This is a genomic window from Herbiconiux sp. VKM Ac-1786, assembly GCF_015350805.1.
Classification (GTDB): domain Bacteria; phylum Actinomycetota; class Actinomycetes; order Actinomycetales; family Microbacteriaceae; genus Herbiconiux.
This window is the reverse complement of sequence record NZ_JADKSG010000001.1, coordinates 288361-300376: the sequence shown is the minus strand read 5'-3', so window position 1 is coordinate 300376 and position 12016 is coordinate 288361. Positions and strand designations below refer to the sequence as shown.

Sequence of the window (12016 nt, the reverse complement as noted above, 5' to 3'; positions counted from 1 at the left end):
ACGACGATGCTGATGAATTCGAGCGAGTTCCTGCTGGGGGTCGCGGGGATCTCCGCGACCCTGATCGGCACGTTCATCGTCGGAGTGTTCTTCTACCTCGACACCGATCTGCACCGCGTCATGATGTCGTCCGACGCGGCCGACCATTACCTGCGCTCCAGCGTGCGCTGGGTGTTCGCCGTCTACGCCCTCCCGCTCTTCGTGGCCCTGACTCTCGCGGTGTTCGAACCGCTGTGGGGCGCGCTGACCTTCATCGCGCTGAGCGTCATCGTCCTGCTCTGCACGATCGATACGGGGCGACGGATGCTCGCCCGCGGCGGCTCGGGCGAATCCATCGGCCTCGTGGTCAACCAGTGGGCGTGCACGGCGGCGGTCGTGGTGCTGGTGGTGCTGCCGTGGGTGATCGGGGGCTGGGTTCCGCCCGCCTCGGCGTTCGTCCCGTCGATCGTCCTCGCACTCGCCGCCGCCTTCGCGAGCACCGTGGCGCTGATCATGAAGCAGTTCGACCTGACCGCGGCGATGGCCGAATCGGGCGCCTTCGACGAGAGGTCGCCTACTGCCCCGACGTCAGAGGAGAACAACGGATGAGGTCACTGCGCTACGGGATCAACATCACCCTCGACGGCTGCGTGCATCACGAGGCGGGCATCGCCCCCGATGAGGAGTCGATGCGCTACTGGGCCGACGAGATGGACCGAGCAGACGCCCTGCTCTACGGCCGCGTCACCTACGAGATGATGGAGTCCGCCTGGCGACGGCCGGCCTCGGGCGCGTGGCCGGACTGGATGGGCGAGTCCGACATCCCGTTCGCCGAGAGCATCGACAGCACCAAGAAGTACGTCGTGTCGAGCACCCTGGGCGAGGTCGACTGGAACGCCGAACTCGTGCGGGGCGATGGCGATCTGGAGCAGGCCGTGCGGCGGCTCAAGGAGGAGCCGGGGGAGAGCCTGTCGGTTGGGGGAGTGCAGCTGCCGCTGGCGCTGGCCGAGCTGGGGCTGATCGACGAGTACGCGTTCGTCGTGCATCCGGTGATCGCGGGGCACGGCCCGACCCTCTTCGCGGGCCTGCGCGAGAGGGTCGAGCTCGAGCTCGTCGACCGCCAGGACTTCCGCTCAGGCGCCATCGCCCTGCTCTACCGCCCCGCAACGGCCTGAGGCGTCGATCAGAGCTGGTCGCCCGGCGGGTGGTTGCCGTAGACGGTGCCGCCCTCGGGTGCGGTGTCGACGACGGTGATCGACACCGTCGTGGATTCCGATGGCGTGCCGGCGGGGAGGCCGTTGTTCGCGACGAGGCTGATCTCGCGTTCGCCGATGAACTGTCCGGTGCCGGGGTCGATGATGATGTCCTGCCGGATGTTCGTGCTCGGCTCCACGCGCCCGATCGCGATGCCGGTGGTGCCGTCGAGGCTCGCCTGCTGCTCCGTGATCGTCACGCCCGGGATGCGCGCCGCGGCCTGGTACAGGGCGGCGCGCAGCTCGGCCGGCACGGTGCCGTTGCGCAGCACGTCCGCGATCCAGACGAAGGCTGCCCCGTCGCGGGACTGCCCCTGTGTGAGCGTCTTGGCGTAGATCGCATTGAGGAGCTGGTTCGGGTCTCGGGGGAGCGCGTCGTAGTCGCCGCTGATCTCGGTGGGAGAGCCGCCGTAGAAGGTGCCGGCCGGGGCGCGCAGCAGTTCGTCTTCTTCCAGGGCGTGCATCTCGGCCGCGAACGCCTCGGAGGCCGGCCCGAACGTCTGCACCGGTTCGCGGGCATGCCGCATCCAGACCCAGTCGCCCTGGCGATCGTAGGGAACGTAGAGCTCGTCGCGGGAGCCGTCGAGGAACGAGGTGAAGCCTCCCGCGCCGTCGCCGGTGCTGGCGGAGTACACCGCGTTCGTCGTGATCCGCAGGTACTGACCGGGCCCGACGACCGGGTCGCTCGCCTCGATGGACGCGACGGCTGCGGACTCGAGAGCGCTGGCGGCGGCCGAGTCGGCGCCACCCCGCCAGCCGGCCAGACCCAGGACGTTGGATGCGACGAGCACGACCGTGAGCGCACCGGCTCCCAGGAGGGAGAAGCCGATCACGGGCAGGGCGCGGCGGCGAGCGGGTCGGGTCTCGGTCTCGGCCTCGGCGGTGCGGTGGCGGCTCGGCCGTCTCGCGTCGTGCGGAAGGCGCTCGAGGAGGTGGCGCATCCGCTGCTCTTCGTCAGCGGTCAACGGTGTCGCGGGTGCGGGGTTGAGGGCCCGCACGTCGGCGATCAGGTCGGAGGGGGTCATGACGTTCCTTCTCTCGGCTGGAGCTGCCGTTCGGCGATGGCCGGTTCGTGCGCGGGGTTCATCAGCTGGGCGAGGCGCCGCTTCGCGCGGGTGAGCCGCATCGTGTAGGTGGCGCGGGTGCATCCGAGAACCGTGGCGGCTTCGGTGTCGGTGAGCTCCTCCCAGGCGTGCAGGGCGATCGCCTCCTGGTCTTTGCGGGAGAGCCCGCGCCAGGCGGTGATGAGGTCGAGGCTGCTGTCGACGTCGGTGCCGGCGCCCGTGCTGATGCCCGCGCCCGGTTCCCAGGCTCGGACGGCGAGCGTCTGCTGCCGGGATTCGCGGCGGGCGGTGCTCTTCATCACGTTCGACGCCGTGCGGAAGAGCCAGGCCCGGGGTTCGGGCGGGAGCGCACCCCGGCGGCGCCAGGCCACGGCGAACGTGTCGGCCACGACGTCGTCGACGTGGGAGGCGGGTGCGCGGCGCTGGACGTACCTCAGCACGTCGGCGTAGTTCGCGTCGTACGCGGCGGTGAAGCCCGCACTGTCGTCGCTGGACATGATCCCCCTCGGTCGACCGGATCTCGGTCTCGATCTGTACATGCTCCGGGAGGCGCCGTCTGCAACACCGACCACGAACATCATCGGGGCGAGCGGTGGGGGTCGAGGGTCAGCCGCCCGCCGGGGGTGCTCCTGCCGGGGGCGTTGCGGTCGCTGCGGCGACCTCGGCGATCTGCGCCGCGGTGAGTGCCACCCACGGCGAGCCGTCCGAGTCGCGCTCGGTCGCGGCCGGGCTGTCGCCCTGCGTCCACCACTTCGCCTCGAACGGGATGTTCTCGAACAGCACCCGATCGCCTTCCTCGTAGATGCTCGTGCCCGACCACTCGGGGTAGGCGCCCGCGGGCAGGGTCGGGGGCGTGTACGGGGTCTCACCCGGGAGCACGGGGCCGATCAGCGTCCACGCCGTGTCGGCCGTGTCGGCCACGGGGTCGTCGGGCCGGTCGCCCCTGGTCCACCACTTGGCCGAGTAGACGGTGCCGTGCCAGACCACCTTCGAGCCGGACAGATAGACGGTGCCGGGCGACCAGATCGGGTACGGGCTGGTGGCCGGGTCGTCCGCCGCGGGCTCGCCCTCGTGGCCCGGGTTCGCTTCGCCGGGCGTGCCCCTCCCGGTGCCGCCGGTGGTCGCCGTCGGGGTGGGGCGAAGGTCGCCGGATGCGGGCTGTCCCGAAGCGGTCGGCGTGCCTGCCTCCCCGCCCGCCGAAAGACCGGTGGCGAGCACCTCGGCGAAGGTCTCGTCGCCCTGCTCGACCCCGCTGCAGAGGTTCGACACCGTGATCGTGTCGAGGTAGTTCGGGCCGCAGGAGCGGTCGCGGTTGAGCGACCAGGCCGAGAGGCGGCCGAGCTGCTGCTGCTGGGCGAACTCGTTCAGCCGGTGCGCGTCGTCGAGCGTGAAGACCTCGCCCGGCACGTCGTTCTGCCCGATCATGGGGGTCGCTCCGAGCTTCGACCAGAGGGTCGCGTCGGTGGGCTCTTCGCCCGCCGCCGAGTAGGCGTGCGACAGCTGACCGTGCACGGCGTTCAGCGCGTCGACGGCGGCGTCGCCCATGGTCTCGGTGCCGAGGTCGATGCCGTAGTCCATCGTCATGACGTTCACCCCGGCGAGGTCGACCCCGGCGGCGAGCATCTGATCGACGAGGTGGGTGCCGTCGGCGGTGAGGCCGGTGGGCATCGTGGGCAGGGTGACCCAGACCGCCAAGTCGTGGCCGCCCTTCGCCCGCTCGGCCTGCAGGGCCGCGATGGCGGTCGCACGGCGCTCGCCGGCGACCGAGTCGGTCAGGTCGTCGGCCTCGACGTCGAGGTCGATGGTCGAGAGGGAGTACCGATCGACGACCGAGCCGTAGGCCTCGGTGAGATCCTCCACGCTCGAGCAGGCGGTGGCGAGCTCGGCGTTGATCGCTCCGCCGAACGACACCACGACGTCGCCGCCTAGCTGGCGCAGGCGGGCGATCCGGCGCTCCATGTCGAGATCCTCGGCGGCCGCGTCGAGAGAGTAGGCCGCGCCCCAGCTGGGTGTGCAGTCGGTCGGTGACGCCGCCACGATGAACGAGAGCACCACGTCACCCTGGGCTCGCGTCTCGGGGGTCTCGAAGGCGTACTCGGGGGTGAGTGTCGCATCCACATAGCCGGCGAACCACGGCGCGGTGGTGCTCGCCCTGGCCTGGTCGACGACGAAGAACCGGAAGCCGAACACCGCCACCGCGGCCACGGCCGCCACGACCACGAGGCCGAGCAGCACCCGCCAGAACGACAGGCGCTTGCCGGCGTGCGGGCCGGCGGGCTGGGGGAGGGTGCTCATGCGGGTAGGGTCTCGTTCTCTGCGGGGAAGGTGCCGGCCGGGTCGCCCGGGGTGGGGGATGCCGCATGCCGCGCGGTGGAAGCCGTCGGCGCGACGGGCGCGACGAATGCGGGTGCGAGGGGTGCGGGCGCGAGAGGTGCGGTCGGTACGGCTGATGCGCGGGCATGCGCCGGCCGGTCTGCCAGCCGCGCCACCCGCCGCGATCCGCCGGCAGCTCCGGCCGGGGCATGTCCGTGGTACAGCGCGGTCTGCCAGTCGAACCCGGCGTTCGCGTTCGCGTGGTGGTCGTCGTCGCGGCGCTTCCTGTCGACCCACATCCAGTCGGTGAGTCCCAGCCAGACGTCGGCGAGCGAGTTGACCAGGCCGATGTTGCCGAGGATGGCCCAGGAGGCGCAGAACGCATTGAAGGCCGCGAAGGCCGCGTTGCCCCAGTTCTGGTCGATGACGTTGCGCCAGGCGGTGAGCACCGAGAACGCCACGATCCCGTAGGGCGCCACCACGTAGAGCAGCTGGGTGGCGGTGCGGTTGCGCACCTTGGGCGTGCGCGCGAACGGGATCTTCTTGCCCGTCAGCGACTGCTCGATCGACTTGAGCACCCCGGCCAGGTTCACGGGCAGGAGGATGAGGTTGAAGCCGTAGATGCGGAAGATGTCGCTGTACCGGTAGCCGCAGGCCTTGAGGTCGCTGGCCTGCGCCAGGAAGTAGGGGAGCGCGGCGAGGAGCACCAGCGGGCTCAGCAGCCGGCTGTCGTACGGGTAGGCGAGCAGGAAGACGAGGCCGAAGCTCGCCCACGCGATCGAGGCCATGTAGTTCACGCGCAGCATGATCTCGGTCAGGCGCACGGGGTGGCCGGCACGCTTGCGCGCCTTCATCTGCCGGAAGAACTTGGGCAGGATGAGCAGGCCGCCGTTGGCCCAGCGCCGGCGCTGCACCACGAGCGAGCCGAAGTCGGGCGGGGTGGCGCTGTAGCTGAGGCGCTCGGGGTAGTTCACCAGCGTCCAGCCGTGCTCGCCGAGGTCGATGCTCGACTCGGTGTCCTCGATCACCGTGCGGTCCTGCACGTAGCGGCGCACCTCAAAGCCGCCGGCGGTCTCGATCTCGAGGATGTCGTCGAGCGCCTCCATCCGGATCACCGCGTTCGCCCCCACCCAGAAGGTCGCGTCGTACTCGGTCATGCCCTGGTGCAGGATGTGCTGCAGATCGGTGCTCGCACCGGCCAGCCGCTCGAGGCGGGTCGGTGCGCCGCGGAACGAGGAGTACGGGGTCTGCGTCACGGCGACCCGTGCGTTGTCGGGCTGCTCGAGCAGGTAGACCAGGCGCAGGCAGTAGTCGCGCAGCAGCAGGGAGTCGGCGTCGAGGGTGAGCAGGTACTCGGCGTTCGGCACCACGAGATCGGCCGACTGCGCGCCGGCGACCGGGCGCAGGACGACGCCCTCGGGGATCCGCTCCTCGCGGAAGCGGCCGCCCATCAGGCCGATGTACGCGTTGAGGTTCATCGCCTTGTTCGCCTCGTGCGAGAGCGAGGCGTAGGTCTTGCGCTCGAAGGTGGCCGTCTCGACGCCGAAGATCCAGACTAGGCGGCGGTGGAGTTCGAGCATCCGGTCGCCGCTGACGGGTGACTCGGGGGCCCCGGCGGTCTCGGCGTCGGCGTTGGACTCGGCAGTGTCGACGGTCTCGGCGAGCAGCGCTGCGTCGAGGGCGAGCGCGGTGAGCTCGAGGTCGTCGGCGAGTCCGCCGAGCACCTGGTCGATGAAGAAGGTGTCGACGTGGTCCTCGTGCGGCTCGGCTTCTGCCATGGCCCGCAGCCACCGCACCGCCTCCTCGTACTCGCGAGCGAGGATCTCGACGGCGTCGAGCGAGACACGGCCGGTCAGCAGCAGCTCGTGCTCGAAGGTGAGCAGGGCATCCGCGAACCGGGCCGCCGGCTCCTCGAGGGCGCGGGCGATGTCGTCCGAGATCTCCCGCGTGGCCTCGAGGCGGGCGGCGACGAAGGGGTCGCTCGGCGTCGGCGGGTCGTCGAGCAGCAGCACCACGCGCAGGGCGGGGTACTCCTGCAGCGCGGCCGACCAGAGGGTCTTGCGGATGACCGACGGCTCCTCGGCGTAGGAGGGCACGAGCACGGTCATGCCGTCGGGATGCGGGGCGGCGAAGTGGTGGTCGAGCTCGGCCCGAGGCACCCGCACATGGTCACGGAACCGCTGAAGCGCACCCTGCCGGGCGACGAGGTACATCAGCGCCGAGAACGTGAGGAAGGTCACGACGACCAGGTAGAAGATCGCCTCCATCGACAGCCGGAAGTCCTGGTTGCCGTACTCGAAGATCTGGCGCGCGATCGTCGTCACCAGGTACAGCAGCCAGGCGGTGACGGTGACGATGACGGCCACGCGCCCCCACACGATCTTGGCGTCGCTCGGGCGGCGGTGCACGGTGGGCAGGGGAGTGCGGGTGCGCTCGGATCCCCACTGCCGCCGTCTCGTGGACGGCGGTCTCGTCGATCTCGACATAGGTCCTCGGATGCTCAGCGCCGGGGCCGCACGGGTGATGCGGCCCACTCCAGCACCTGAACGCTAGTGGGCCACGCGTGTCGGCCCCGTCGTCTTGAGCAAAAGCTGAGCAGAAACTTCAGCTGCCGCTTCGGACGCGCCCACTTAGTCACTCCGCTGCGTTCGCGTCTCATGACGGCAGTCGTGGCGGAGTCGATGACCGGCCGTTGAGCGATTACGGCGACCAACGGCCAGGCGTTGCTGGATCGTCGTGCGGTCAGCCGGCTCTGCCAACTCTTCCTGATCGCGTCGATCTGGGCGACCAGCTGTCGTGAATCGGACACTGCACGGAGCGACGATCGGAGCCGCGGTTACCCATAATGCCGATCAGTCGACTTTATGACTAACTCAGTTACTCATAAGAACGGACCTTCTGGTTCAGATGTCTGAGCCACGCCCGATGCGCCCGAACCATCTCCACAGGGGGCGAGCCGTGACAAAGATGAGCACCGCAAACAGGCTTTGACTGATGACGCCGAACAACGAGAGTCCACCGACGACAACGAAGACGGTCCAGTTCACTGCGATGTCGGCGACGATCACGGCGATGCCGAGCACGATGCCGGAGCGCCGACGAAAGATGATCAGCGCAGCGGTGGCCGGATCCAGGAACGTCAGTGACACCCAGAACAGCCTGACGCCGAGCGGGAAGTCGCTGTAGGCGTTCACTCCGCCGACGATCAGATCCGCCGTGTGAGTGGTTGTTCCCACGAGGAAGCCGAGCACCCACACGACTTGGAACACTCTGAGCGCTCGTGCTGATGAGGCGAGAGCGATCATGCGCTCATGCTACCGAGCCAGATGCGCCGCCAAGTCCTTCCTCTATTCCACGAAAGCGTCGAACGTCTCCTTGAACCAGAGGTTGTTGGCGCAGTCTTCGGAGCAGGCGCGGTGGCCGTAGACCATCTCGCTGCGGGGCACCCGGATGCCGCATTGCCGGCAGCGCCGAAGCCGGCCGGCGAACCGCTCGTGCGTGCTCACAGTGGCACCGCCCCGATGTAATCGCGCAGGGCCGCGCAGACCACTGCATTGATGTCCTCGCCTCGTGCCGCGGCAATAAGACGAGCCGTCCGTTCGAGCTGGTCGGGAACCCCGGCGATTAGCTCCACTCTGTTGGCTGTCATACTGCGATTCTATCTGGTGTGGCCACACCTGACAAGCATGAAATGATGATTCCTCGATCGGCTTCTGAGAGACTGGCGTCGTGCCGAATCAGCCCAAGACACCCAAGCGAGGGTTTCGCATTCCAACTGATCTCTACGAAGCCGCGCAGGCAAAGGCCGCAGATGAGGGGCGAACGGTCAGTGACGTCGTCCGTGACGCGCTTACTCGCTACGTCCAGGGTGGGACTGACTCGACGCATGGAACTGGGCGTCAAGACTTCATGGGTTCCGCCTGATCGGAGGTGTAGGTGGCGTCCCGCACACAGCCGCACGGCGAGGGCGAACTCGACCAGCCACGACCCGAGACGAGTCGAGCGAGTCGGGCCCCCGGCTGAAAGCGTCGTCGCAACGGCAGGGTCGAGCTGGTGCATGGTGAGAGTCCAGCGGATGCACGCAGCTCGTCCGCGTAGGACGCCGGGTCATGGATTCACCCTTGCCACGGCGGCTCGTGTCGAGAGCGCTCTCGACACGATCGCCGTTATCGGAGTCAGCTCTGCGGCCGTCCGCAGCTGCCTCGGCCTCTGCTGCTGCCGTTCTAGTTATCGAAAGGTGAACACTACTGCGGCGGCGACGTGCGCAAATCTTGCGTCTTACCTGAGCAAATACTGATCTACATCTGTCACCGTAGTCTCGTAACGGTCTTCAGTTTGATCCGAATCGAAACGAGGGTGTTGGGGTGCCACACGACCTATCGAATCAGCTGGTGATCGGGGTAGCGTCAAGCGCCTTGTTCGACCTGAGAGCGTCGGACAAAGTGTTTCGAACTCAGGGTGAAGAGTCGTACCGGAAGTATCAAGAAGCGCACATCGCGGATGCTCTTGAACCGGGCGTAGCCTTCCCATTCATTCGGCGCTTGCTCTCGCTCAACGACCTCGCCGGTGTCGGTGAAGAGCCATTCGTGGAAGTGGTAATTCTCTCGAAGAATGACCCAGACACGGGTCTCCGAGTCATGCGATCAGTTGCACATCACGGGCTGGCGATCACTCGTGCGGTCTTCCGGCAGGGGCGTTCTCCGCATAAGTTCATGCCCGCGTTCAACATGTCGCTATTTCTGTCGGCAGATGGTGACGATGTGCGAAGAGCTGTGGATGAGAATCTTCCGGCGGGCCAAGTGCTCGACACGTCGACGGCGTCGGAAAATGGTGACGACCTCCGAATTGCATTCGACTTCGATGGCGTATTGGCCGATGACTCATCGGAGCGCTTCATGACGAGCAACGGTCTGGTCGCGTTTCATGAGCATGAAGTCGAGCACATCGATGAACCGCTGCCAACCGGGCCGCTGATGAACCTATTGCAGGGCATCAACCGTATTCAGCGTCGAGAGGAAGCGCTCCTAAAGGAGAACCCCGACTACCGGATTCGCGTGCATGTGGCTCTTGTTACCGCACGAAATGCCCCTTCTCATGAACGGGCAATCCGGAGCCTCAAGAAGTGGGGCGTTACCGTCAACGACGCTTTCTTCCTTGGCGGCGTTGAAAAGGCCGAGATTCTGAAGGTCTTGAAACCCCACATATTCTTCGATGATCAGGAGGGTCACCTCCTTTCGGCCGCCAAAGTGGTGCCAAGCGTTCACGTTCCATTCGGAATCAAGAATGAGAGGACCACCGCTCCGGTTGGTGAGGAGCAATTGGGCGCTGGCGATCAATCAGTCCGCGACTAGCGATACGGATATCACGCGCGGCACCCCTCGCTGAGGTCCTAGTGCGGTTCCCCTCGATGCGGCGATTCACTTTCTTGAGTGGTCGACCGATTTGCAGCATGTGGAAGGTTGAAATGGAAGTTCTTGTCCTCATACTCATCGCGGGGAATCTCATAGTCTGCCTCGTGCTGCTCGCGTTGCTCTCCTTCCGCGGTCGAAAGGGCAGCCCGGCCGAATCCACTTTCGCGCTTCAAGATGTGGTGCGGGGTGAACTTCGCACTATGGCGGGAGACCTCCGCCAAGATTTGACCACGCAAAGGGGCGAGCTGCGCGAGGTAACTTCACAAGGGCATCATCAGCTCGACACTCGCATGCAGCATGCCGTCACGGCGCAAGCGGACCAGCTGAACCTGCTTGGCGCTGAAGTCCGAAAAGTGAACGAAAAACTGCAAGCGCAAGCGTTGGGAGCAGAGGCGACCAGCGCCCGGCTCAGACTTGAGATTGTGGAGACATTTGACGGGCTTCGCTCGGCTAACAATGAGCGGTTAGAGAAGATCCGCGAGGCCATCGAGAAGCTTGAGTCTTCTAACTCTTTTGCGCTTCAAGGCAGCACCGATCAGATAAAGGTCCTTGGTGATGCCAACGCGATCAACCACATCAACCTTCAGTCTTCAGTTCGTGCCGAGCTTGAAAAGCTACGAAACGGCAACGAACTGAAACTGGAGCAAGTTCGTGAATCGATCGAGAGGCTTCAGTCCGCCAACTCGGAATCTCTGCAAGGCAACGCTGAGAGAATCAAGGCTCTCATCGAATCCAATTCGACGAAGCATCAGGAGTTGCGCTCCGCGCTCCAAGCTGAACTCGAAAAAATGCGCACTGGCAACGAGGCGAAGCTTGAGAAGATGCGCGAGACGGTTGATGAAAAGCTCCAGGGAACTCTTGAAAAGCGGCTTGGCGAGTCTTTTGCGCTCGTCAGCGAACGCCTAGAGCAGGTCCAGAAGGGTCTCGGCGAGATGCAGGGTCTCGCGTCAGACGTCGGTGGTCTCAAGAGAGTGCTTACCAACGTAAAGAGCCGAGGCACGTGGGGCGAGGTGCAGTTGTCTCGACAGCTTGAAGACTCGCTGACCGTAGAACAATACGAAAGAAATGTTGTCGTGAAGCCATCGACGAGGGAGAGCGTGGAGTTCGCCATCCACCTTCCCGGACGAGATCAGGACTCTACCGTCTACCTTCCCATCGACTCGAAGCTTCCTCAGGAAGACTGTGAGCGACTCCTCCAGGCGCAGGAAAAGGGCGACAAAGCCGATATCGATGCTGCCAGTAAAGGACTGGAACGAGCGATCGTGGTCCAGGCCAAGTCGATCGCAGATAAGTACATCAATCCGCCCACGACAACAGACTTTGCCATTCTTTACCTTCCGACCGAAGGGCTCTTCGCCGAGGTGCTGCGTCAGCCAGGACTTGCTAGCCGACTACAGAATGACCATCGGGTGCTCATTACTGGCCCAACGACGTTGATGGCACTTCTAAACAGTCTTCAGATGGGCTTCCGGACGCTGGCCATTGAGAAGCGAAGCTCAGAGGTTTGGCAAGTCTTAAGCGCAGCGAAAGTTGAATTTACAAAGTACGGGAAGGTTTGGGAGAAGCTGGGTAAGCAGCTTCAAACCGCTCAAAACACCGTGACCGAAGTCAGCACACGCACTCGCGCGGTCGAGAGAAGGCTTCGCGACGTTGAATCCGGAGCACCAGGGGTACTTGAGGAAGGCGCCAACGAAGTCGTAGCTGATGACGAAATAGTCGAGTTCCTCGGCGCGCATGCGGACGAAACTGCCCACATTTCAAACGGTGCGAGCTAGCAACGCGGATGAGACAACCCCTCCGTCTTGCCGCGGTAACGTCTTGGGGGGCCGTTGTAGTCGGTGCGGCGGATGACGCTTCTGCTCTTCCGCGTTCGTAGCGGTTAGCTCAACTTGGCGATCCGTAGCCCGGTGCGTGTCAGCGCCGGTGAGGAGGAGCGGGATCACGAAGGCGGCTCGTGCACCCCGTTGTTCGTTGGTGGGCCGCCAGGAATGCGATG

12 protein-coding genes are annotated in these 12016 nt (G+C 65.7%); 5 read left to right on the top strand and 7 right to left on the bottom strand.

Features of this window, described 5'->3' with window-relative positions:
* Window positions 1-12: 12 nt before the first annotated feature.
* Both ITJ64_RS01425 and ITJ64_RS01420 read left to right on the top strand, forming a co-directional pair.
* The gene (locus ITJ64_RS01425; protein ID WP_194678984.1) at window positions 13-588 is read left to right on the top strand and encodes a hypothetical protein; all 576 of its coding nucleotides are present in this window, start codon (window positions 13-15) and stop codon (window positions 586-588) included.
* Complete coding sequence (locus tag ITJ64_RS01420; RefSeq protein WP_194678983.1) at window positions 585-1154, top strand: dihydrofolate reductase family protein; 570 nt, start codon at window positions 585-587, stop codon at window positions 1152-1154. The genes ITJ64_RS01425 and ITJ64_RS01420 overlap by 4 nt, the downstream gene beginning before the upstream one ends.
* Window positions 1155-1162: 8 nt before the next feature.
* On the opposite strand, the gene ITJ64_RS01415 is transcribed toward ITJ64_RS01420, so the two are convergent.
* The 7 genes from ITJ64_RS01415 to ITJ64_RS01385 all read right to left on the bottom strand — a co-directional run bounded on the left by ITJ64_RS01415 (window position 1163) and on the right by ITJ64_RS01385 (window position 8258).
* Complete coding sequence (locus ITJ64_RS01415; RefSeq protein WP_194678982.1) at window positions 1163-2257, bottom strand: CU044_5270 family protein; 1095 nt, start codon at window positions 2255-2257, stop codon at window positions 1163-1165.
* The gene (locus tag ITJ64_RS01410; protein ID WP_194678981.1) at window positions 2254-2793 is read right to left on the bottom strand and encodes an RNA polymerase sigma factor; all 540 of its coding nucleotides are present in this window, start codon (window positions 2791-2793) and stop codon (window positions 2254-2256) included. Before ITJ64_RS01410 ends, ITJ64_RS01415 begins: the two co-directional genes overlap by 4 nt.
* 109 nt (window positions 2794-2902) lie before the next feature.
* A complete protein-coding gene (locus ITJ64_RS01405; RefSeq protein WP_194678980.1) occupies window positions 2903-4591 on the bottom strand; it encodes a chitinase in 1689 nt (562 codons plus the stop codon).
* Entirely contained in the window at window positions 4588-7095 is a 2508-nt protein-coding gene (locus tag ITJ64_RS01400; RefSeq protein WP_228507615.1) for a glycosyltransferase family 2 protein, read from the bottom strand. The genes ITJ64_RS01405 and ITJ64_RS01400 overlap by 4 nt, the downstream gene beginning before the upstream one ends.
* Window positions 7096-7512: 417 nt before the next feature.
* Window positions 7513-7914, bottom strand: a complete 402-nt coding sequence (locus tag ITJ64_RS01395) for a hypothetical protein (RefSeq protein ID WP_194678979.1) — start codon at window positions 7912-7914, stop codon at window positions 7513-7515.
* Window positions 7915-7956: 42 nt separating this feature from the next.
* The gene (locus ITJ64_RS01390) at window positions 7957-8115 is read right to left on the bottom strand and encodes a hypothetical protein (protein WP_194678978.1); all 159 of its coding nucleotides are present in this window, start codon (window positions 8113-8115) and stop codon (window positions 7957-7959) included.
* Window positions 8112-8258, bottom strand: coding sequence for a hypothetical protein (locus ITJ64_RS01385; protein WP_194678977.1), 147 nt, complete (start codon window positions 8256-8258; stop codon window positions 8112-8114). The genes ITJ64_RS01390 and ITJ64_RS01385 overlap by 4 nt, the downstream gene beginning before the upstream one ends.
* 80 nt (window positions 8259-8338) lie before the next feature.
* Here ITJ64_RS01385 and ITJ64_RS19225 point away from each other — a divergent pair, with 80 nt between their 5' ends.
* The 3 genes from ITJ64_RS19225 to rmuC all read left to right on the top strand — a co-directional run bounded on the left by ITJ64_RS19225 (window position 8339) and on the right by rmuC (window position 11795).
* A complete protein-coding gene (locus ITJ64_RS19225; protein WP_194678976.1) occupies window positions 8339-8533 on the top strand; it encodes a ribbon-helix-helix protein, CopG family in 195 nt (64 codons plus the stop codon).
* 440 nt (window positions 8534-8973) lie between these two features.
* Window positions 8974-9960, top strand: coding sequence for a 5'-nucleotidase (locus tag ITJ64_RS01375; RefSeq protein WP_194678975.1), 987 nt, complete (start codon window positions 8974-8976; stop codon window positions 9958-9960).
* 113 nt (window positions 9961-10073) lie between these two features.
* Window positions 10074-11795 carry a DNA recombination protein RmuC gene (gene rmuC, locus ITJ64_RS01370; RefSeq protein ID WP_228507614.1) on the top strand — a complete coding sequence of 574 codons (1722 nt, stop codon included), beginning with the start codon at window positions 10074-10076 and terminating at the stop codon, window positions 11793-11795.
* Window positions 11796-12016: the final 221 nt, after the last annotated feature.

What these genes read in the sequence shown, in the direction of transcription:
- ITJ64_RS01425 (WP_194678984.1), top strand. Translation starts at nt 13, where the DNA reads ATGAATTCGAGCGAGTTCCTGCTGGGGGTCGCGGGGATCTCCGCGACC.
- ITJ64_RS01420 (WP_194678983.1), top strand. Translation starts at nt 585, where the DNA reads ATGAGGTCACTGCGCTACGGGATCAACATCACCCTCGACGGCTGCGTG.
- ITJ64_RS01415 (WP_194678982.1), bottom strand. Translation starts at nt 2,257, where the DNA reads ATGACCCCCTCCGACCTGATCGCCGACGTGCGGGCCCTCAACCCCGCA.
- ITJ64_RS01410 (WP_194678981.1), bottom strand. Translation starts at nt 2,793, where the DNA reads ATGTCCAGCGACGACAGTGCGGGCTTCACCGCCGCGTACGACGCGAAC.
- ITJ64_RS01405 (WP_194678980.1), bottom strand. Translation starts at nt 4,591, where the DNA reads ATGAGCACCCTCCCCCAGCCCGCCGGCCCGCACGCCGGCAAGCGCCTG.
- ITJ64_RS01400 (WP_228507615.1), bottom strand. Translation starts at nt 7,095, where the DNA reads ATGTCGAGATCGACGAGACCGCCGTCCACGAGACGGCGGCAGTGGGGA.
- ITJ64_RS01395 (WP_194678979.1), bottom strand. Translation starts at nt 7,914, where the DNA reads ATGATCGCTCTCGCCTCATCAGCACGAGCGCTCAGAGTGTTCCAAGTC.
- ITJ64_RS01385 (WP_194678977.1), bottom strand. Translation starts at nt 8,258, where the DNA reads ATGACAGCCAACAGAGTGGAGCTAATCGCCGGGGTTCCCGACCAGCTC.
- rmuC (WP_228507614.1), top strand. Translation starts at nt 10,074, where the DNA reads ATGGAAGTTCTTGTCCTCATACTCATCGCGGGGAATCTCATAGTCTGC.